This window comes from Pandoraea eparura (genome assembly GCF_902459725.1).
GTDB classification, from domain to species: domain Bacteria; phylum Pseudomonadota; class Gammaproteobacteria; order Burkholderiales; family Burkholderiaceae; genus Pandoraea; species Pandoraea eparura.
The window spans coordinates 356847-379263 of the sequence record NZ_CABPSH010000004.1 but is presented as its reverse complement, the minus strand read 5'-3'; the positions used below and the strand labels follow the sequence as shown (position 1 = coordinate 379263).

The 22417-nt window shown below is 61.4% G+C and carries 15 protein-coding genes; 3 read left to right on the top strand and 12 right to left on the bottom strand.

The genetic code is table 11. The features are described 5' to 3' along the window. Positions 1 to 13: 13 nt before the first annotated feature. The 10 genes from leuD to PEP31012_RS12340 all read right to left on the bottom strand — a co-directional run bounded on the left by leuD (position 14) and on the right by PEP31012_RS12340 (position 8621). A complete protein-coding gene (gene leuD, locus PEP31012_RS12385) occupies positions 14 to 664 on the bottom strand; it encodes a 3-isopropylmalate dehydratase small subunit (protein ID WP_150589623.1) in 651 nt (216 codons plus the stop codon). Between the two features lie 121 nt (positions 665 to 785). Next, complete coding sequence (locus PEP31012_RS12380; RefSeq protein WP_150589622.1) at positions 786 to 914, bottom strand: entericidin A/B family lipoprotein; 129 nt, start codon at positions 912 to 914, stop codon at positions 786 to 788. A gap of 99 nt (positions 915 to 1013) precedes the next feature. Next, positions 1014 to 2423, bottom strand: coding sequence for a 3-isopropylmalate dehydratase large subunit (gene leuC, locus PEP31012_RS12375; protein ID WP_150589621.1), 1410 nt, complete (start codon positions 2421 to 2423; stop codon positions 1014 to 1016). 280 nt (positions 2424 to 2703) lie between these two features. After that, positions 2704 to 4005, bottom strand: a complete 1302-nt coding sequence (locus PEP31012_RS12370) for a citrate synthase (protein WP_150589620.1) — start codon at positions 4003 to 4005, stop codon at positions 2704 to 2706. Between the two features lie 29 nt (positions 4006 to 4034). Continuing rightward, entirely contained in the window at positions 4035 to 4307 is a 273-nt protein-coding gene (locus tag PEP31012_RS12365) for an FAD assembly factor SdhE (protein ID WP_150589619.1), read from the bottom strand. A 10-nt stretch (positions 4308 to 4317) separates the two neighbouring features. Continuing rightward, complete coding sequence (locus tag PEP31012_RS12360; protein WP_026131782.1) at positions 4318 to 5022, bottom strand: succinate dehydrogenase iron-sulfur subunit; 705 nt, start codon at positions 5020 to 5022, stop codon at positions 4318 to 4320. A 12-nt stretch (positions 5023 to 5034) separates the two neighbouring features. Further along, positions 5035 to 6810 carry a succinate dehydrogenase flavoprotein subunit gene (gene sdhA, locus PEP31012_RS12355; protein WP_150589618.1) on the bottom strand — a complete coding sequence of 592 codons (1776 nt, stop codon included), beginning with the start codon at positions 6808 to 6810 and terminating at the stop codon, positions 5035 to 5037. Between the two features lie 3 nt (positions 6811 to 6813). Further along, positions 6814 to 7179 (bottom strand): succinate dehydrogenase, hydrophobic membrane anchor protein, encoded by a 366-nt coding sequence (gene sdhD, locus PEP31012_RS12350; protein ID WP_150589617.1) that lies wholly within the window; start codon positions 7177 to 7179, stop codon positions 6814 to 6816. Between the two features lies 1 nt (position 7180). Further along, the gene (gene sdhC, locus PEP31012_RS12345; protein ID WP_150589616.1) at positions 7181 to 7594 is read right to left on the bottom strand and encodes a succinate dehydrogenase, cytochrome b556 subunit; all 414 of its coding nucleotides are present in this window, start codon (positions 7592 to 7594) and stop codon (positions 7181 to 7183) included. Between the two features lie 184 nt (positions 7595 to 7778). Then, positions 7779 to 8621, bottom strand: a complete 843-nt coding sequence (locus PEP31012_RS12340) for a GntR family transcriptional regulator (RefSeq protein WP_150589615.1) — start codon at positions 8619 to 8621, stop codon at positions 7779 to 7781. 340 nt (positions 8622 to 8961) lie between these two features. Between PEP31012_RS12340 and PEP31012_RS12335 the strand changes: the two genes are divergently transcribed. The 3 genes from PEP31012_RS12335 (at position 8962) to acnA (ending at position 13999) form a co-directional block, all read left to right on the top strand. Continuing rightward, entirely contained in the window at positions 8962 to 9945 is a 984-nt protein-coding gene (locus tag PEP31012_RS12335; RefSeq protein ID WP_150589614.1) for a malate dehydrogenase, read from the top strand. A 630-nt stretch (positions 9946 to 10575) separates the two neighbouring features. Next, complete coding sequence (locus PEP31012_RS12330; protein ID WP_150589613.1) at positions 10576 to 11073, top strand: hypothetical protein; 498 nt, start codon at positions 10576 to 10578, stop codon at positions 11071 to 11073. Positions 11074 to 11290: 217 nt separating this feature from the next. After that, a complete protein-coding gene (gene acnA / locus PEP31012_RS12325) occupies positions 11291 to 13999 on the top strand; it encodes an aconitate hydratase AcnA (RefSeq protein WP_150589612.1) in 2709 nt (902 codons plus the stop codon). A gap of 124 nt (positions 14000 to 14123) precedes the next feature. On the opposite strand, the gene PEP31012_RS12320 is transcribed toward acnA, so the two are convergent. Together PEP31012_RS12320 and PEP31012_RS12315 are read right to left on the bottom strand one after the other, a co-directional pair. Further along, positions 14124 to 15476 (bottom strand): TolC family outer membrane protein, encoded by a 1353-nt coding sequence (locus PEP31012_RS12320; RefSeq protein ID WP_150589611.1) that lies wholly within the window; start codon positions 15474 to 15476, stop codon positions 14124 to 14126. A gap of 156 nt (positions 15477 to 15632) precedes the next feature. Next, positions 15633 to 22406 carry a S8 family serine peptidase gene (locus PEP31012_RS12315; RefSeq protein ID WP_150589610.1) on the bottom strand — a complete coding sequence of 2258 codons (6774 nt, stop codon included), beginning with the start codon at positions 22404 to 22406 and terminating at the stop codon, positions 15633 to 15635. Positions 22407 to 22417 lie beyond the last annotated feature (11 nt).

Sequence of the window (22417 nt, the reverse complement as noted above, 5' to 3'; positions counted from 1 at the left end):
GAGTGCGCGGGCCTCAGCCCGGCAGACGCGTTGCGAGCCACGGCTGCTTGGCGAGCCGCTCGGCCTCGTAGGCGCGAATCTTGTCGGCGTGACGCAGTGTCAGGCCAATGTCGTCGAAACCGTTCAGCATGCAGTACTTGCGGAACGGCGCGATGTCGAACTCATAAGCGCGGCCGTCGGACGTCACCACCGCCTGCTTGTCCAGATCGATGGTCAACTGATAGCCGTTGAATGCGGCCGTCTCGTTGAACAGATGATCGACCTGCATCTCGGACAGCGCGATCGGCAGCAGCCCGTTCTTGTAGCAGTTGTTGAAGAAGATGTCGGCGAAGCTCGGCGCGATGACCGCGCGGAAGCCGAATTGCTGCAACGCCCACGGGGCGTGCTCACGCGAGCTGCCGCAACCGAAATTCTTGCGCGCGAGCAACACCGTCGCGCCCTGATAACGCGGCTGGTTGAGCACGAAGTTCGGGTTGAGCGGACGCGTGCTGCAATCCTGTCCCGGCTGCCCGACATCGAGATAACGCCACTCGTCGAACAGGTTCGGACCGAAGCCCGTGCGCTTGATCGACTTGAGGAATTGCTTGGGGATGATCGCGTCGGTATCGACGTTTTCGCGATCCAGCGGTGCCACCAACCCCGTATGGACGGTAAATTTTTCCATCACGAACCACCTGATCAAAACAATTCGGCCGCGGCCGGTCCCAAGGAACCCTGGCCATCCGAGCCGGAAATTTCGTGGGTGCGCGCGCGGGGCGATTACCTGCGCGACGCGCACCGTCGCATCACTTCTTCGCGGCGTTCTCAAGGGCCGAGCCAGCGGCTTGCGTATCCTTGCCGAGGCCCGCCATCGTGTTGCACCCCGCCACGCCCAGCACCAGCAACGCACCGATCAACATCCACAGTTTCTTCATGGTTTTTTCTCTGTCAAAGACGAGGTCAAACGACGGTTAACCCAATAGCCGGCCCATATTGAGCCGACACTGAGCCGATGCGCGCCCGATACCCGGGCGTCAAACGAGGCGACGCACGTCCACGAAGTGGCCTTCGATGGCCGCCGCGGCGGCCATCGCCGGACTCACGAGGTGCGTACGCCCGCCCGCGCCCTGACGGCCTTCGAAGTTGCGATTCGAGGTCGATGCGCAACGCTCACCCGGCTCCAGACGGTCGGCGTTCATCGCCAGGCACATCGAGCAACCCGGTTCGCGCCATTCGAAGCCCGCGGCCTTGAAGATCTGATCCAGCCCTTCCTGCTCGGCCTGGTGCTTCACCAGCCCCGAGCCCGGCACGACCATCGCCAGACGCACGTTCGGCGCCACACGACGACCGAGCGTCTTCACGACATAAGCCGCCGCGCGAATATCTTCGATACGCGAGTTGGTGCACGACCCGATAAACACCTTGTCGACATTGATGCTGGCCATCGGCGTGTCCGGCGTCAGCGCCATGTACTCGAGCGCGCGCTCCATCGCACTGCGCTTGACCGGGTCCTTTTCCTTCTCGGGATCGGGCACACGGTCTTCGATGCTCACGACCATCTCCGGCGACGTGCCCCAGCTCACTTGCGGGCGCAACGTGTTCGCATCGATCTCGACGACGTGGTCGAACGCGGCGCCCGGATCGGTGTGGAACGTACGCCAGTAGGCTTCGGCTTGTTGGAATTCCACGCCTGCGGGCGCGAACGGACGGCCCTTCACGTACTGGATCGTGGTGTCGTCCACGGCCACCAGGCCGGCACGCGCGCCAGCCTCGATGGCCATGTTGCACACGGTCATCCGGCCTTCCATCGTGAGCGAGCGAATCGCCGAGCCAGCAAATTCGATCGTGTAGCCCGTGCCACCGGCCGTGCCGATCTTGCCGATGACGGCCAGCACGATGTCCTTGGCGGAGCAACCACGCGGCAGCGTACCCTCGACCTTCACGAGCATGTTCTTGCTCTTCTTCATGAGCAGCGTCTGCGTGGCGAGCGTGTGCTCGACCTCGGACGTGCCGATGCCGAACGCCAGTGCGCCGAACGCACCGTGCGTTGAGGTGTGCGAGTCACCGCAGACCACCGTCATGCCGGGCAGCGTGGCGCCCTGCTCCGGGCCGATCACGTGCACGATGCCCTGACGCAGGTCGTTCATCTTGAATTGGGTGATGCCGAAGCTGTCGCAGTTCGCGTCGAGCGTGTCGACCTGCAAACGCGAAATCGGATCGGCGATGCCTTCCGAGCGGTCGGTGGTCGGCACATTGTGGTCCGACACGGCGAGGTTGGCGGACAGGCGCCAGACCGGCCGCTGCGCGAGTTTTAGCCCCTCAAACGCCTGCGGACTGGTCACCTCGTGCAACAGATGACGGTCGATGTAGAGCAACGTAGTGCCATCGTCCTCGGTATGCACGACATGTGCATCCCACAATTTGTCATACAGCGTCTTGGCCATGATAAAAACGCGGGGCTAAATATCGTTGTGGGAACTGACTTCGTTCCGTAAACTTTTGATTATGCCATAGCGCTTTCGCGCCGGCGGAAGACAAAATCCCCGGAAAACCGGGCGGTAAACGCACGATCAACCGGGGATTTGTGCGAATCACGGCAGCTTGTGCCGTGGCTTCGAATATAGCGCAACGCGCGCTCGTTGCGGCACCAGGGCCCTTGCCGTTTCGGCAAGGTTGCGGTGCCGGCACGGCAAGCAGGGGCCGTGCCGAACGCTTGCAACAGGCTTAGCGCTTGTCGATCGTCGCGACTTCGCGCGGCGTGTGGCCGATGAACAGCTGACGCGGACGACCAATCTTCTGGTCCGGCTCGCCGATCATTTCGTTCCACTGCGCGATCCAGCCCACGGTACGGGCCAGCGCGAAGATGCAGGTAAACATCGACGTCGGGATGCCCAGCGCGCGCTGAACGATACCCGAGTAGAAGTCGACGTTCGGGTACAGCTTGCGCGACACGAAGTATTCGTCTTCCAGGGCGATCTTCTCGAGCTGCATGGCCAGCTTGAACAGCGGGTCGTCGTGCAGGCCCAGTTCGTTGAGCACTTCGTAGCACGTCTCGCGCATGAGCTTGGCGCGCGGGTCGTAGTTCTTGTACACGCGGTGACCGAAGCCCATGAGCTTCACGCCCGAGTTCTTGTCCTTCACCTGCTTGATGAATTCGGGGATATTCTCCGGCGAACCGATCTGCTCGAGCATGTTCAGCGCGGCTTCGTTCGCACCACCGTGCGCCGGGCCCCACAGACATGCGATACCGGCAGCGATACAGGCGAACGGGTTGGCACCCGACGAACCGGCCAGACGCACGGTCGAGGTCGAGGCGTTTTGCTCGTGATCGGCGTGCAGAATCAGGATGCGGTCGAGCGCGCGCACCAGCACGTCGTTGACCTCATACTCTTCGCACGGGTTGGCGAACATCATGCGCATGAAGTTCGCACTGTACGACAGGTCGTTGCGCGGATACACAAACGGCTGGCCGATGCTGTACTTGTACGCCATGGCGACGAGCGTCGGCAGCTTGGCGATCAGGCGGATGGCCGAGACTTCGCGGTGCGTCGGATTGTTGATGTCCAGCGAGTCGTGGTAGAACGCCGACAGAGCACCGACCGAACCGGTCAACACTGCCATCGGGTGCGCGTCACGACGGAAGCCGCGGAAGAAGAAATTCATCTGCTCGTGCACCATCGTGTGACGGGTCACGGTCTTGACGAATTCGTCCTTTTGCTGTGCGTTCGGGAGTTCGCCCTTGAGCAACAGATAGGAGCTCTCGAGGAAGTCGCAGTGGGTGGCCAACTGCTCGATCGGGTAGCCGCGATACAGCAGCTCGCCCTTGTCGCCATCGATGTAGGTGATGGCGGAATTGCACGATGCCGTCGACATGAAGCCCGGGTCATACGTGAACTTGCCGGTCTGGCCGTACAGCTTGCGGATGTCAATTACATCCGGGCCCATCGTTCCCTGGTAGATCGGCAGTTCGACGCTGGGCGAACCGTCAGAGAAAGATAGGGTGGCTTTAACATCAGACGGAGTCATATCGCTTCCTCAAAAAAATACTTAAACCCCTACACGGCACGCAAAAGCGCCAGCAGGCGCTGCACGTCCGGCCCGTCCAGATCCGCGTCGGGCTCTGTACGCGCTAGCAGCAGATCCATCAAATCGTTGTCGCTCAAATCGAGCAACCTGGTGAGGGCGCCCACATCCTCGTCGGTCATCGAGGCTTCGTACTTGGCGAAGAAGCGTTCGAGAATGAGGTCGTTTTCCAGCAAACCGCGGCGTGCCCGCCAACGCAGGCGGGCACGTTTGACCGGATCGGACTGGTGATTGGTATCCGGCATGATCGCTTGGTCAGACGGCGCGACGCACCATCAGCTCCTTGATCTTGCCGATGGCCTTCGTCGGGTTCAGACCCTTCGGGCACACATCCACGCAGTTCATGATCGTGTGGCAGCGGAACAGGCGGTACGGATCTTCCAGGTTGTCCAGACGCTCGCCGGTTGCCGTGTCGCGGCTGTCCGCGATGAAGCGGTAGGCCTGCAGCAGACCGGCCGGGCCGACGAACTTATCCGGATTCCACCAGAAGCTCGGGCACGACGTGGAGCACGACGCGCACAGAATGCACTCGTACAGGCCATCGAGCTCGTCGCGCTGCTCGGGCGACTGAAGACGCTCCTTCTCCGGTGCCGGCTCGGGGTTGATCAGGTACGGCTTGATCGAGTGGTACTGGTTGAAGAAGTGCGTCATGTCGACGATCAGATCGCGAATGACGGGCAGTCCCGGCAGCGGCTTCAGAACGATCTTGTTCGGCAGGTCGTTCATGTTGGTCAGGCAGGCCAGACCATTCTTGCCGTTGATGTTCATCGCGTCCGAGCCGCACACGCCTTCGCGGCACGAGCGACGGAACGCAATGCCTTCATCGAGCTTCTTGAGCTTGACCAGGGCGTCGAGCAGCATGCGCTCATGACCGTCGAGTTCAACCTCGTAGGTCTGCATGTACGGTGCGGCGTCCTTGTCCGGATCGTAGCGGTAGACTTCAAAAATTCGTTTCATGATCTTGCGAATCCCTTAGAACGTCCGCGCCTTGGGCGGAACCGAGTCGACGGTCAGCGGCTTCATCTGCACCGGCTTGTAATCCAGACGGTTGCCTTCGCTGAAGAACAGCGAGTGACGCATCCAGTTGGCGTCGTCGCGCTCCGGATAATCGCTGTGCGCGTGCGCGCCACGGCTTTCCTTGCGGGCTTCGGCTGCGATCATGGTGGCCTTGGCCACTTCGATCAGGTTGTCGACTTCCAGCGCTTCCATGCGCGCCGTGTTGAACACCTTCGACTTGTCCTTCAGGTGAACGCGCGACACGCGCTCGGCCACTTGCTTGATCTCGTCCACGCCTTCCTTGAGCAGGTCCGACGTGCGGAACACGCCGGCATGCTTTTGCATCGTGGCACGGATGTCGTTGGCGATGTCCTGAGCGTACTCGCCCGAGCTTGATGCTTCCAGACGGCCCAGACGCGCCATGGCGTTGTCGCCCGCATCGGCAGGCAGCGGCTTGTGTTCGCCGTGGTTTTTCACGAAGTCGACGATGTGGTTGCCGGCCGCACGGCCGAACACCACGAGGTCGAGCAGCGAGTTCGTACCCAGACGATTGGCCCCGTGGACCGACACGCACGAGCACTCGCCTACGGCGTAGAAACCGTTGACGGGGGTCGATTCGCCGTTCTTCTGCACAACGACCTGGCCGTTGTAGTTCGTCGGAATACCGCCCATCTGGTAGTGGATGGTCGGCACGACGGGGATCGGCTCCTTGATCGCGTCGACGTTGGCGAACTTCAGAGCGATTTCGCGAATCGACGGCAAGCGCTTCATGATCGTCTCGGCACCGATGTGCGAGAGGTCGAGCAGCACGTAGTCGCCGTTCGGGCCGCAGCCACGGCCTTCCTTGATTTCCTGGTCCATCGAGCGCGACACGAAGTCACGCGGCGCCAGATCCTTCAGCGTCGGGGCATAGCGCTCCATGAAGCGCTCGCCGTTCGAGTTGCGCAGAATACCGCCCTCACCGCGCACGCCTTCGGTAATCAGCACGCCCGCGCCGGCCACGCCGGTCGGGTGGAATTGCCAGAATTCCATGTCTTCGAGCGGAATGCCTGCACGCGCGGCCATGCCAAGACCGTCACCGGTGTTGATGAACGCGTTGGTCGAGGCGGCGTACACACGGCCGGCACCGCCGGTCGCGAACAGCGTGCACTTGGCTTCGAGCAGGTAGACTTCGCCGGTTTCGAGTTCGAGCGCCGACACACCGAGCACGTCGCCGTCTTCGTTGCGAATCAGGTCGAGCGCCATCCACTCCACGAAGAAGTGCGTCTTGGCGGCCACGTTCTGCTGATACAGCGTGTGCAGCAGCGCGTGACCGGTACGGTCGGCGGCCGCGCAAGCGCGCTGGACCGGCTTCTCGCCGTAGTTGGCCGTGTGACCGCCGAACGGACGCTGGTAGATCGTGCCGTCCGGGTTACGGTCGAACGGCATGCCGAAGTGTTCCAGTTCGTAGACGGCGTTCGGCGCCTGACGGCACATGAACTCGATCGCATCCTGGTCGCCGAGCCAGTCGGAGCCCTTGATGGTGTCGTAGAAGTGGTAGTGCCAGTTGTCTTCGCTCATGTTGCCGAGCGAAGCGCCAATGCCGCCCTGAGCGGCCACGGTATGCGAACGGGTGGGGAACACCTTGGACAGCACGGCGACCGACAGACCGGCCTTGGCCAGTTGCAGCGACGCGCGCATGCCCGAACCACCTGCGCCCACGATGACGACGTCAAAGCGGCGGCGCGGCAGCGAATTTTTAATTGCAGCCATTCTTTACACTCTCCACAGAATCTGCGCGGCATAGCCGGCACAAGCCAGCAGCCAGACGATCGTCAGCGCGTACAGCGCCAGTCGCACACCGACCGGCTTGACGTAGTCCATCCAGATGTCGCGCACACCGACCCATGCGTGATAGAACACGGCGAGCAGCGTGACGAACGTGGCCAGCTTCATCCACTGATGCGAGAAGATGCTTGCCCAACCTTCGTAGGAGAAATCCTTGGCGGTGAAGAACCACACCAGCAGGATCACGGTGTACACGGCCATGATGACCGCGGTCATGCGCTGCGCCATCCAGTCACGCAGGCCGTAGCCTGCGCCGACGACCAGGCGCTTGGAACCGATATTGTTCTGTGCCATCTTAGAACGCTCCGAACAGCTTGAGGGCGACGGCCAGCGTCAGCACCAGCGACACGACCAGCACGACCACGGCCGAATTCTTGCCGCCTTCCTTGCTCACGGCGTCGTGATTGAAGTCCATGCGCAAATGGCGCACGCCGGCACAGAAGTGCTGCAGGAAGCCCCACGACAGCGCCAGGATGACGAGTTTGACAAACCAGTTGGAGGCGATGCTTCGCAGAACGTCGAAGCTGAGTTCCGACGTGAGGCTCTGTTCGAACAAATAAAGCGCGAACGGCAACAGAAGGAACAAGATCGCACCGCTAATACGGTGCAGAATGGACACGATCCCAGCCAGCGGGAGACGGTACGAGACAATCTGTCCGATACCGATATTCCTGTAGACTGGCCGCTCTTTTTTTACCACTTCAGCCATGCTAGACCCCATGTAGTTACATCAGCCCCAGATTTTAGCGCCGATTCTAGTGCGTTGCACCATACCGGTTCCAATGCTCCGGAAATTCCTGCGGGCAGCGGACCCTGCGCCGCCCTTCATGCCTGGACTTTCAGGCGCTCGCCGGCCACGACGCCGGCTCGCCCCTGGGAAGTCGCCCACCCTCTCAACTTAATTCGTTCTGGTAATGATGTTCCGTCGTCACGTACCAGCCGCGGCGCACTTCCACCGGCTTGTCGCCGTAAGTGTAGGAAACCCGCTCGACACTCAACAACGGAAACCCCTTCGGCACCTTGAGCAGATCGGCGGTCATGTCGTCCGCGGCCACCGCGCGAACTTTTTCCACGGCGCGGATCATGCGTGTGCCGAATTCATCCTCGAACAGGCCGTACATCGGCCCCTTGTACTCATTGAGCTTTTCCGCCGTCAACCCGCGGAACAGCGCACCCGGCAACCAGATTTCATCGAGCACCGTCGGACGGTCCGAGAAATCCATCATGCGGCGGATCAGAATGACGCCATCGCCCGCGCGCAGTTCGAGCTGGCGCGCGATTTCCGCCGGTGCGCGCATGCGGCGGCACTCGATCAGGCGGCTTGGGGGGTGATGGGGTTCGCCCGAATCGGGCGCGAGACGCAGGAACCGGAACTGCACCCGGTCCTCGTGATGGGTCGCGACAAACGTGCCACGTCCCTGACGGCGCACGAGCAGGTTCTCGGCGGCCAACTCGTCGATGGCCTTGCGCACCGTGCCCTGACTGACCTTGTAGCGGGCCGCCAGATCGACTTCACTCGGAATGATTTCGCCGGGCTTCCACTCACCGGCTTGCAGACCCTGAGTAATGAGCCCCTTGATCTGCTGGTAGAGCGGGCTGAAGGTCGGCGACGCCCCTGCGGCAGCCGCGCCCTGTGTGGCCTGGGGGGCCGGTGCGGCGTCGCGCGCGCTGTCCGGTCGCTGCGGAGCATCGACAGGCGGCGTAGGGTGGGATGTGTCGCGAACATTCGCATTCATGGCGGCGATTTGACCACAAATCAAGGCCTTCGTCCATCGAATAACAGCAATAATCCTATGTCTTATATAAGACATAAGATACAGTTGACATTCGGTGTGGCCAATCCTACACTGGCGCGGGCTAACAGGGGCCTGCAGCCGCGGCACGGCTATCTTATAAGAGAGTCCGGCGCTTCGCACTCATTCACGGCAGTCCACCCCGCAGCCCGCAAGCTTCCGTAGGTCAAGGAATTTTAGGAGCTTTGTGTGACGCGGCGCTGTCAGCCTGGCAAATGAGCCACCCGGACGGCGAGCTTACCCCGAGCTTCGCAGGAATTTGTACACGTCTGGAGAGATTCTCATGGCAAAACCCGCAATGCGTGTCGCCGTCACCGGCGCCGCTGGCCAAATCGGCTACTCCCTGCTGTTCCGCATCGCCAATGGCGACATGCTCGGCAAGGATCAGCCCGTCATCCTGCAACTGCTCGACCTCCCGCAAGCGCAAGCCGCCGTCAAGGGCGTTGTGATGGAGCTGGAAGACTGCGCGTTCCCGCTGCTCGCCGGCGTTGTCGTGACCGACGACCCCAAGGTCGCCTTCAAGGATGCCGATGTCGCCCTGCTGGTTGGCGCCCGTCCGCGCTCGAAGGGCATGGAGCGCAAGGATCTGCTCGAAGCCAACGGCGCGATCTTCACGGTGCAGGGCAAGGCCCTGGACGAAGTCGCCAAGCGTGACGTCAAGGTGCTGGTCGTTGGCAACCCGGCCAACACCAACGCTTACATCGCCATGAAGTCGGCACCGAACCTGCCGAAGGAAAACTTCACCGCGATGCTGCGCCTGGACCACAACCGCGCCCTGTCGCAACTCGCCGCCAAGACCGGCAAGCCGGTCGCCAGCATCGAAAAGCTGGCCGTGTGGGGCAACCACTCACCGACCATGTACGCCGACTACCGCTTCGCCACGGTCGATGGCCAGAGCGTGAAGGCGATGATCAACGACGACGTGTGGAACAACGACGTGTTCCTGCCGACCGTCGGCAAGCGCGGCGCCGCCATCATCGAAGCCCGTGGCCTGTCGTCGGCCGCCTCGGCAGCCAATGCCGCCATCGATCACATCCATGACTGGGTGCTCGGCTCGAACGGCAAGTGGGTCACGATGGGCATTCCGTCGGACGGCTCGTACGGCATTCCGCAAGACGTGATCTACGGCGTGCCGGTGATCTGCGAAAACGGCAAGTACCAGCGCGTGGAAGGCCTCGAGATCGACGCCTACTCGCGCGAAAAGATGAACTTCACGCTCAACGAACTCGAAGAAGAGCGCGCTGGCGTGGCACATCTGCTGGGCTAATCCCCCAGGGACCCGGCCTCCGACGGCGCCACAAGCGCCGTCGGAGGCCGACACTGCGCCGGCGACTTACCCCCAGTGCCGGCGCAACTCCCACGATCAAGGGAATGGCTTCAACGTTCGCAGCCCCAGTGACGGTCGGTTGTGCAAAGGACGGTGCCGTGCATTGCGCCCTCCCTTGCCCCATGCCCCCGGCACGACGTCACGCAACACCGAGCGATTTCTTGGCCAAGCCAATGCAACGCCTGACTGCCGCACCCCGCGCGCCACACCGGATGACCGGCGATCGCGCAACGTCCGCAGCGACCGCGGCGCACGATGCCCTGCGTTGGCTTCGCCAAGCTTTCCGCCCGATGGCCGTCATGGCCCCGCCAGCCCCCCGTTTCACGCGCGAGCGCAGCCCCGCCCCGCGCCCTCTTGCACGACGCACCACGGCATCCCGCGCGGCCATATCCCGCACCACGACATCCCGCACTGCAACACGCCACCCAGCGACGCCGGTCCGTACCGCTGGCGCCCGCGGCACTCGGCCCAGCGGAATTGAAAAAATTTGTATGGTGACGCCGACCAACGCAGACTTCGTACGATAATCTGCGCTTTTGTCGGCCCTTACCTATTGTTTGGAGATTCACCATGAAGAAGCTTTGTCTGACCGTGCTGGTTGCCCTGTGCTCTGCTGCCGTCGTGCCGGCCGCGTTGGCCGCTGAACCGGCCAGCAAGACGACGGCCAAGAAGACCGCACCGAAGAAGAAGCTCAGGAAGGCGCCGGCCAAGAAGAAGGCGACCGTTGCCGCGGCGCCGGCCCAGCCGGACGAAGGCTCGGAACTGTGGAGCTGCAAGGAAAACGAGAAGCTCTACATCAAGGGCAACATGAAGCGCGACCAGGTGCTGACCATGTTCTGGGAAGGCCGCAACTACAAGCTGCCGCGCGAGCAGACGACGACGGGTGCCGACCGCTTCTACGACCCCGCCAGCGGTTTGGATCTCGTGGTGATTCCGGCCAAGGCCATGCTGTTCACGCACCGCGATGGCGGCAGCCGACTGGCCGACGAATGCTTGACGCGCGAGATGGCCGAACATGACAAGCTCGCCCCGACGCAATCGGTCGAACTGATCAAGGTGACCAACTGAGCCGAGCTCGGTTGACCCGGATCTCGATCGCATGAGGCGCCGGCCGCTTTCCTGTTGCCGCCTCGGCAAGACATGCAGTCCCCGGCGTGCCGGCAACGCCGGTCGCTAGACGTACCGGCATCGCCACGGGGCGCCCACGCAGGTCCCGTTGCGATGCCTGGTTTCATTGAATGGCATTACCACCGCTTCGTTTTTCTGTATCACTCAAGGAAAGATCATGGCCCACAACCTCCACAAAACGCTTAAAGAGTTCAAGCTCAGCGGCGACAAGAAAGGCAAGTTCTACTCGCTGCCCCAACTGGGTAAAGCCCTGGGTGTGAACGTCGAACGCCTGCCGGTGTCGATCCGTCTCGTGCTCGAGTCGGTGCTGCGCAACTGCGACGGCAAGAAGGTCACCGAGGAGCACGTCAAGCAACTGGCCAACTGGAAGCCGAATGCCGAGCGCGTCGACGAAATCCCGTTCGTCGTGGCACGCGTCGTGCTGCAGGATTTCACGGGCGTGCCGCTGCTGGCCGACCTGGCCGCCATGCGCAACGTCGCCGAGCGCCAGGGCAAGAACCCGAAGCGCATCGAGCCGCTCGTGCCGGTGGATCTGGTGGTTGACCACTCGGTCACGATCGATCACTTCCGCGAGAAGAAGGCGCTCGATCTGAACATGAAGCTGGAATTCCAGCGCAACAACGAGCGCTATCAGTTCATGAAGTGGGGGATGCAGGCGTTCGACACGTTCGGCGTCGTGCAGCCGGGCTACGGCATCGTGCACCAGGTGAACCTGGAGTACCTTGCACGCGGCGTGCACAAGAAGGACCACGTGTTCTATCCGGATACCCTGGTGGGCACCGACAGCCACACGACGATGATCAACGGTATCGGCGTGGTGGGCTGGGGCGTGGGCGGCATCGAAGCCGAAGCCGGCATGCTGGGTCAACCGGTGTACTTCCTCACGCCTGACGTCGTTGGCGTGGAACTGACCGGCCGCCTGCGCGAGGGCGTGACCGCCACCGACCTGGTGCTGACGATCACGGAAATGCTGCGCCGCGAGAAGGTCGTGGGCAAGTTCGTTGAATTCTTCGGTGAAGGCACCGCCAGCCTGGCGCTGCCGGATCGCGCCACGATCGCGAACATGGCCCCGGAATACGGCGCCACGATGGGCTTCTTCCCGGTCGACGAAAAGACGATCGACTACTTCAAGGGCACGGGCCGCACGAAGTCGGAAATCGACGCCTTCGAATCGTACTTCAAGGCCCAGAAGCTGTTCGGCATTCCGAAGAAGAACGACATCGACTACACGAAGACGCTTTCGCTGGATCTCGGCACGGTGGCCCCGTCGCTGGCCGGCCCGAAGCGTCCGCAGGACCGTATCGAAATCGGCAATGTGAAGTCGACGTTCAAGGACCTGTTCACGAAGCCGGTCGCCGAGAACGGTTTCAACAAGACCGAAGCGCAGCTCGACACGACCTACCAGACCGCCAGCGGCATCGACGTGAACAACGGCGACGTGCTGATCGCAGCGATCACGTCGTGCACGAACACGTCGAACCCGAGCGTGCTGCTCGCCGCCGGCCTGCTGGCCAAGAAAGCCGTGGAAGCCGGCCTGAAGGTTGCACCGCACATCAAGACGTCGCTCGCCCCGGGAAGCCGTGTGGTGACCGAGTACCTCGAAGCGGCCGGCCTGCTGCCGTACCTCGAGAAGCTGGGCTTCGGCGTGACGGCCTACGGCTGCACGACCTGTATCGGCAACGCTGGCGATCTGACGGCCGAACTGAACGACACGATCGTGAAGAACGACATGGTCGCTGCTGCAGTGCTCTCGGGCAACCGCAACTTCGAAGCGCGCATTCACCCGAACATCCGCGCCAACTTCCTGGCCTCGCCCCCGCTGGTCGTGGCCTACGCCATCGCCGGCAACGTGACGCGCGACCTGATGACGGAACCGGTCGGCAAGGGTCGCGGCGGCAAGGAGATCTTCCTGGGCGACATTTGGCCGACCAGCGACGAAATTCACAAGCTGATGAAGTTTGCGATGAACGCGAAGACGTTCAAGACGAACTACGACACGGTGAAGGATCCGAGCCCGCTGTGGGCCAAGATCAAGGGGTCGAAGGGCCAGGTCTACGATTGGCCGGGTTCGACGTACATTGCCGAGCCGCCGTTCTTCGAAGGCTTCACGATGGAGCCGAACGCCGACATCAAGCCGATTCATGGCGCACGCGCCCTGGGCGTGTTTGGCGACTCGGTCACGACCGACCACATCAGCCCGGCCGGTTCCATCAAGGAAACCTCGCCGGCCGGCAAGTGGCTGCTCGAGAACGGCGTGCTCAAGGCCGACTTCAACAGCTACGGCTCGCGTCGTGGCAACCATGAAGTGATGATGCGCGGCACGTTCGCCAACGTCCGAATCAAGAACCTGATGATCCCGGCGAAGGAAGATGGTTCGCGCGTGGAAGGCGGCCTGACGATTCACCAGCCGAGCGGCGAACAGCTGTCGATCTACGACGCCGCGATGAAGTATGTCGGCGAGAACACCCCGACGGTGGTGTTCGGCGGTGAAGAGTACGGCACGGGTTCGTCGCGCGACTGGGCGGCCAAGGGCACGCAACTGCTGGGCGTGAAGGCGGTCATCGCGCGCTCGTTCGAGCGCATCCACCGCTCGAACCTGGTCGGCATGGGCGTGCTGCCCCTGCAGTTCAAGGGCTCGGACAGCGCACAGTCGCTGGGCATCACGGGCGAAGAAACGTACGACATCGAAGGGCTGACGGCCGATATCAAGCCGCAACAGGATGTCACGCTGGTGATCCACCGCAAGAACGGCGACACGCAAAAGGTGCAAGTCCTGCTGCGCATCGACACGCCGATCGAAGTGGATTACTACAAGCACGGCGGTATCCTGCCGTTCGTGCTGCGTCAGTTGCTCGCCGCTGCGTAAGCGCGCCAGATAGCGAGCCAGATGGCGTTACACGTCGAATTGCCCCGCGTACGACAATGTCGTTCGCGGGGCAATTTTTTTGTGAGAAACCTCCTGTTGGATCCAAGGCTCCGGGCACCTTTAGTCACGCACTTGACAGCAGGTGGCTCGTCGCTGCGATGTCCGACTCGGCAAGGGACGCGGTACTCGCCTTGAGCTTCAGGCTTTCCATCAGCGTGCGATATCGGGCTTGCGCAAGCTCGCGACGCACGCGATATAGCTTGTATTGTGCGTTAAGCACATCCACGTTCGGGCGCACATGATGTTCGTATCCAAACCGGTTTGATTCGAACGCCGTCAGTGCAGACGTTTCCGCAACCTGAAGTGCGGCGATGCGCATCAACCCAGTGGTGACGCCTAAAAAGGCCTTTCGTGCTTCCAGACCTGCGGCACGCCGCACGTCCATGAGTTCATCCGACGCCTGCTCAACCAAAGCCAGCGTCTCGCGAACTCGGCTCTGAACGGCAAACCCGGCGAAAATTGGAATCTGAACCTGAATCCCCACCTGGCTCGCGTCCCGCCGTCCGTTCCAGTAAGGCAGGCCGCCATCGCTGTACCGGCGCTCACGGCTCGCCACAAGGTCAACACGAGGCAGATGTCCGGCGTACGCCTTAGCCGTTTCCCTTCGAGCCATTTCAAGCGCCATTGTGCTCAACTGCACCGGATACGCCTGACGTTCAGCCTGATCAATCCAGGGATCGACGTCCCTCGGCACCGGCGCTGGTAGCGGCTGCTTGAATCGAGGCAATTCGCCCGCTTCGACCCTGCGCCCCACGATGGTTGCCAGTGCGCTCCTCCTGACATCGACGATGCCTTGGGCATCAATCTCGTCGGCAATCGCCTGATCATGACTGGCGGCGGCCTCATGAACGTCAACGATGGTGGCATTTCCTAACGGAACGCTCGCCGTCGCTTGTGCCAATTGCTCGGCAACCGCAACGCGATGCGCATGCGCGAGCGACGCGATATGTTGCGCTTCCAGAAATTCGAAATAAGCCTCGGCAACGCGAAGCATCAACTCCTGATTCGCCTTGGCTAGCGTGATATCCGCTTTCGCCGCTGTGAGCATGCCTTGTTGAAAACCTTGCCAGGCATCCCAATGAAATACCGGTTGCTTCAGGGAAATGGTGTACCCGGTGGCAGTTTGTCCGGGAGTGCTGCCCCGGGACGTGCCCCCGTCCTCACGTGTCAGATGACCTCGCACCTCCACCGACGGAAGCAATGGCGCTCGCGCCCGAGGCAACGCCTCCTGGCCGGCAAAATGCGCGGCTCGCGCGCCAGAGATTCGCGCGTCGAAGCGCAATGCCTCGTGATAAAGACTCAGCAAGTCGGTGGCAGACGAAGACTCAGGCAAGAGGATGCAAAGACAAATGCCCAGCCAGCGGAACACACGGCGGCGCGCGCTCTTCCCGAGCGGAGGTTTGTATAAATTGAACATCGCTTAGCCATTTGGGGAGCCGGAATCGCCCGACGACAGGGGGTTCCGGCGGAAGGATCCAGGGCCGTCGCGGCGTGTCGACACGTCATGGAGCGCCCGCCTCGATGTTGGGAGACGCCCCGTCGGACGGCCCTGGCATTCGTTAATTCACAGAAATCACTGCCAGTTGGCGGCGAGCACCGGCGTAAGTGCCGTCCGGTAGTCATTGGGCAGCGAGGACTGTCCGGCAGCGGGTGGCGCAAAGGTGGCCATGGCATCCACCAGTTGATCGACCTGGATATCCGTCAGCGTTCGACCATCCGACAGTTTGACCTGATCAAGCCGGAATTCCTGGCCCGCGTACCACTTTCGAACCGTCGCAACGTCTCGGGAACCCACAATGCTGACTTCCAGATCGTCGCCCTGACGGCGAAACCAGATCTGGTCCGCCCCAACGTCAGCACCAAGCTGCAATACGTCGAGCGCGCCCTGTCCTTCGTCGTGGTTGAAGATCGTATCGTGCCCGGAGCCCCTGCCGAACAGATAGGTATCCGAGCCCGCGCCGCCCATCAGGTAGTCGTTGCCGGCACCACCGTCCAACCAATCGTTGCCCGCGCCGCCAAGCAAACGGTTGTCAGCAGCGTTACCGATCAAACGATTACTCAGGGCATTGCCTGTTCCGTTGATGTCCGCATCGCACGTCAGTGTCAGGTTTTCCAAGTGATCCCCCAGCGTGAAGGACACCGATGACAGAACGGTATCCATGCCCTGGCCCTCGTACTCCACAACACGATCCGACGTGTGATCAACGATATAGGTATCGTTACCCTTGCCGCCCAGCAAAAGGTCGGCGCCAGCGCCGCCGTCCAATCGGTTGTCTGCATCGTTGCCAACCATCCGGTTTGCCTTGGCGTTACCCGTGCCGTTGATCGCCTCCGGTCCGATCAACGCCAGTGCCTCGACTTCATCCGGCAACGTATAACTGATGCTCGACTTGACCGTATCGTAGCCACCTCCTGCAAGCTCTTTGACGACGTCCCCCGGGTTATCGACGACGTACGTATCGTCTCCGGTACGGCCTTCCATGACGTCGGCACCGGCACCACCATCCAGCGTGTTCCCTCCGGCATCACCAACCAGTAGATCGTTACCGCCGGCACCCGAGACGCGGACGTTGATGGCTTGCGTGCGGGGTTGACCGAAGATGAAGTTTCGCGCCGACAGTTGCTCCTGACGAACACCCCGAAGCGTGACGTATTGCGTCCCGGACGCCATACGCCCCAAAAAGACACGTAGGAACTGTTGGCCGGCGATCATGATGTTGCTGAACGTCAGATCACTAAAAGATGACACCGCCCTGATTTGAGACAGATCGATCTTTTCACCAGGATTGTTGACTTCAAAATCCTCGATAAGATTCTTCATCAGACCATTCGACGCCGACGGACTGCGATCCTCGACCACCACGAACCGATCATTGCCGGCACCGCCCGCCACGGCGGCCCCCGTCAACGTGCCGCCTTGCAAGTTGAGATTTTGGGCAAACAGGTCGCCATTCGCAAACTCGTTCAAGCCTTGGTCGCCTTCAAGGTAAAGGGTGTCATCGCCGGCATCGCCGTTTAGATAATCCAGGCCCTCATCGCCCCAAAGACTGTCGTTACCGGGACCACCGCGGACAACGTCGTCGCCCTTGCCCCCGTGAAGAACATCGTTGCCGCCCAACAATGCGTCGGTCGACGTCTCACCGACCAGCACATCGTTTCCCGCGCCACCATATACGATGTCGTTGCCAGTACCGCCAAAGACACGGTCATCCCCGTCGCCCGCCCAGTAGTTCGCGCCGCCATCGGGCAGCACCTGCTCGCGGTCCGACGCATCGCTGCCAAACCCAAAAGGTTTACCGTGGGTCACCTCCGATGGTCGCAATCCTGCTTCGATCGTCAGAAAATTACGAGACGTCAATTTCCCTGCATTCACGTTCTTCAGAATCATGATCTGGCCCTCTGGCAGTTCGATGCGGGTATCGCTCCCCGCTTGCGATAATTTCAGGCGCGCCAACGGATTCGCACCCAGTCCGGACAACACGATGCAATCCTCCCCAATGGCAAAGTCGGCAATCGTATCTGTTGATCCAGGGTCGCTTTCAATGACGAAAAAGTCCGCATCGGTTCCGCCGGTCAAGGTGTCGTTACCGAGTCCGCCGAACAAGACATCCATACCGCCATTACCGCGAAGGGTATCGTTACCTCGACCGCCTACGAGGATGTTGGTGCCGTCGTTGCCGGTCAGCGCGTCATCGAACTCGCCGCCGACGAGGTTCGTAAAGTTGGTCGAATTCCGGATGGTGAGCGCAGCGCCGGCAATGGTCGCGTTTCCTGCCGCGAGATCCACCCGACTGCCGCTGGAAACGGCGGCAACGTTGATCGTGTTACTCCCGCCATTGGTGTCGTCCAGAACGTCACGTCCGTGGACCGCGAGTTTGGCAAACTCGTCCGTATACACGTATTGGTCGTTGGCGGTCCAGCCCCGGCCCATGGCATTCAGACTCCAGTCATGCAGGATGCCTGTGTCGCCCGACACCGTGTCAATGACTTGCAGGGTCCAATTGCCATCGGCACGCTCACCGCGATGCCGGGCCGATCCGAAGACAAAGTCGAGTGTGTTCGAACCGTCAAAGCGCGCATCTCCTCGGGAGGCGGCATCGCCGGGTATCCGTCCAGGACGATCCATCAGGATGGACTCCGTGCCGGACGGCGATATCAATTTGATGATCAGATCGCCGGGGCGAGCATGCGTGAGCCGGATGCGAACCTCCACGTGCTCCGTGGTAACGCCAGTGCCCGCGATACCCAATGTGTGCTTGAGGCCGGCAGCATTTCCGTCTGGGATAGCGCGATCCAGCACACCGGATTCCGGGCTTTTCACCGCCCCGTAAAGGTTGTCTGCCGCTTGCCGATCAACCCAGGTTTCAGCGAGTCGAACCGCCGCCCGCGCGTCGACTTGTCCATAACCGTAGTCGTGGCTGACATGCATGCCGCCGCCGTTCCAACGCGTGGCACCGTTGATCTGCCAATCCGTCTCCGAATCGTCGACCTTGCGCGCGGACAGCGCCAGGATCTCCTGGACGTCTCGATAGCCCAAGCGCGGATTCGCCTCCAGCATCAACGCGACGATGCCCGACACGATCGGCGTCGCAAAACTGGTGCCCTGCACCGTTTTCGCATCGGCACCGAACGTGGAGCCATTGGCGTTTTGCTGCAGGCTCGATGTCGAGGTCACGTTCGAGCCCGGCGCGCTCACAAGGATGCTGGCCCCTCGTGATGAGAACGGCTGTTGGTGGACCTGAAACTGCCCCAGATCCGTCTTTGCGTTGATCGCGCCAACAATAATGCTCGAACGGGAGTTTGTCAGGCTACTGTAGTTAGCATTGCCGCCTACGGCACGGTCATTGCCTGCCGCCATCACGATCACCGTACCGAGGCCATCGCGCCCGCGTTCGAGGGCGTCCACGTATTCGCGCGGCAGATCGCCGATTTTCGCCTCCGAGTACCGCAGCGTAAATCGTTCGCGCGATCCCCAGCTATGGTTCACAACGTCATACTCCTGCATGCGTGCGAGAGACGACATATCCTTGCCATCGAGCCAATGCCCGCCAAGGGTTGCACCGTGCGCGACGCCGACTCCGCCGGCGCCATTTCGGGAGGCCACCATGACACCGGCTACCAGCGTCGCATGGTCGGAGATTTTGCCGTCGCTCCCCTCACCTGCCCTGCGCCCCGGCGTGGCATCGGCCAACCATTCGGGATCGATGTTGTCTTTCAGATCGCGATGCCGATAGTCGAGCACTTCGTTGCTGTTGCCGAACGATCCATGGGTCTCGAATTGCCCGATGCGCACCCCCTTGCCGCTATAGTCGCGCCAGGCCGGTAGGACGTTCGTGTCGCCCAGGTACCATTGATCGGTCACCAGATCGTCCAACGGCAAATCGCCAGTCTTCAGGAACACCGCCGCCCTCGCCGACGCCTGCTCGCCGGTGCTGACTTGCGTTACGAGGGCCGCGGGATTGCCTTTGGCATCGGCTACCGTGTATTTGAAGCTCATGAACCCGGTAAAACTGGCGTCCGGGGTGAATAGCACGTCTCCGGCGTCCGTCAACGTGACCGTGCCGCCAACGGCTTCCATCACCGCCGAAATATGCAACGCATCGCCCTGGAAATCGATATCGTTGGCCAATAGTTGCTCTTTCGCGATCAGGTGCACGCCGCTGCGCTCAAGACGCTTACCGTTCTTGTCACGCGTAAGAACATCCTTGACCGGCATCGGGTTTTCCAACCCTGCGCCGCTGCTGCTCGGAATGTCGACCAACGTGACATCCGCGAAATTCGCCTTCTCAACATTCTTAACGAAGTCCGTGCCATCGCGACCCGCAACGGTATCGCTGATCCAGACGCCGTCTTCGCCCGGCACGATGCGGTATTCGGAAAGCCGGCCGGACAACTCGATGATGTCGATACCGTCTGCGCCGTCGATGGTGTCGTCACCACCCCCGCCTCGCAGGACATCGTTGCCCGCTCCGCCGATCAGCACGTCATCGTCAGTACCGCCGTCCAGATAGTCGTCCCCTTCGCCGCCAAACAGGCGGTCGCGCCCACGATGCCCACGAATCACATCGTTGCCAGCACCTCCATCTATGACGTCGTCGCCATCCTCGCCCGACAGTGCGTCGTTGCCCGCGCCACCGACGATTATGTCGTCGCCGTCACCCCCCGCGATGAATACGCTGCTTCGGCCACCGCCGACGAGTACGTCGTTGCCGCGTCCGCCCTGGACGATCTCGACTTCACTCTGCGCGAGATTCAATGTGACGCCGCGATCGCCGACGACATGCACGATGTCCGTGCCGGCACCGCCGTTGACCAAGACATCGTCCGCGTCGATCAACAGGACATCGTCGCCGTTGCCACCCTCAAGACGATCCGCCCCCGCACCGCCGGCCAGCCAATTGTTGCCTGCGTCGCCCTTCAGAATGTCGTTGCCTTGACCGCCGACGCCATTGCGCACACCTTTCTTCGCCACGTCGATGATTTCTCCCGCGCTGCCCGCAACGTATGCGCTTCCCGGCGCCAGGCGTGAATCGCCTTGTTCCGTGCGAACTATCGTGCCGCTGCCACTCGGCGTGAAGGTATTGCCATTCGGATTCACCAACAGGTTGGCGGCCACGGCCTCTTTCGTTTGTCCGTGTTGAACGAATGTCCCTCTGGCCAGAATCTCGTTGCCATCACGGACTTCGCCGCTTTGTCTAACGGGGTCGAGATCGATACGCGTAATGCCCAACGCATCAAGGCCTTCCAGTTCACTGCGCTCGCCAGGATCGAGGCGGCCATCGCCGTTCGCATCCATCCAGCTCTTGCCGTCGTGGTTGGCGTCGACCCAGACCTTGACCTGTTGCCAAGCGTCATCGCGGATATCGAAGACATTGTCGCGATTACTGTCGAGACTCTTTAGCGCCGCGAAGCCGTCCTTGTGGCGCTTTTCTCCCCCCGCGCCGTCGATACCAGACGTCCCAGCGAAATATTCCGAGAGGACTTCGGACATATTGTCGATCTTTCCGTTGCCGTTGCGATCGAGGACAACGATGCCGTCCTCAGGCGAAACCCATCCTGTTTGCTCCAGGCTCCCACCGTCGTTATCGGCATCGAACCAGACCGGCGCGCTCACGTAGTCCGTCAACATCACGCCATCGCCGTTCAAATCGAGCACGAGCGGATCGGTTGGGGCAGCCTTCTGCGCCCATGCGCCGAGACTGTTGACGATGGCCCCATTGACACCGTTCAGGATGCTATTGCCTTCCTTCAGTGGAATGCGATCGATGACAGGCTCGGAAAGATTTCCGTTACCCGGCCGCCAACCGTCGGCAAGAATACGCGTGGAAGCAACGGAGGCCGTGTTGTCCACGAAACGACCGACCATCTGGTCGCCGTTCAGCTTGTCTGCTGCCGAGCGGATATCCCACCCGCCGCCGCCAGTGACGAAGCCGTCCTCAACCCGTTGGGTTTGCTTTTCGAAGTCGCCAGCGCCGGCTTCGGCTAGCTGATGTTCCGGTTTAATACTCAGGTCGAAGTCGTTGGTGACGGCGGGCAGGTTCGGCCGGTTGATGACTTGACCTTCCTGGATCAGATCGGGATGCTTGATCTGCGGGTTGGCACGCAGGTAGTCGTCCACGGTAACGCCGTCTCGCGTGGCAAGTTGCCAAAGGCTTTCGCCTTTCTTGACGGTGTAGTTGCGGTCCGAATGGGCGGCGTTCGCATCTCGGGTAAAGCGCCATCCGCCGCCAAGGATCTCGGTGTCGCCGTCGGCCGTTTGACGAGCCACGTCGATTGACGTCTCGTCATGCGGGCTTGCCACTGGCTTGAAGACGGTTGCGGTCTCCGAGATTGCGGTGTGCGCTCCGGGAGCCAGGATGCGGGGCGCACCCTTCAGGCTGAATTCCACTCGGGCGAAGCCGAGATCCAGGATGGCGTTCTTGCCGGAGGATTCGCTGATTTCTTTCCAGAGGAAGTCGCCCGCAGCTATTTCTCCGAGCTTGACTCCCCCGACGGCCCCAATGACTCGGCCAATCCAAATCCCACCAGGCATGGGGGTCGCCGCTCCTAAGGCGCCCAAAAAGGTGGCTCCCACTGCCCCGCCTATCGAACCACCAATAATCTTGAATAGTGCTTCACCGACTATGTTGGCGTCGCCTTTGCCGAAACCAATGCCAATTTGGAGTGTATTCCCGAGATTCCCGACCAGCCATATCTTGGCACCCGGAATTTTTGCTGCGAGCTTCGCTTGAGTATCTGCATTCTTTAACGCATTCGCCAACATGTCTTGCATGCCCTGACTGAATACCCCCATGCCAGAATCGAACACAACCTGAATAACACTTGTCTCTTGCCTGCCTTCACTCATTGTCGCCTCCA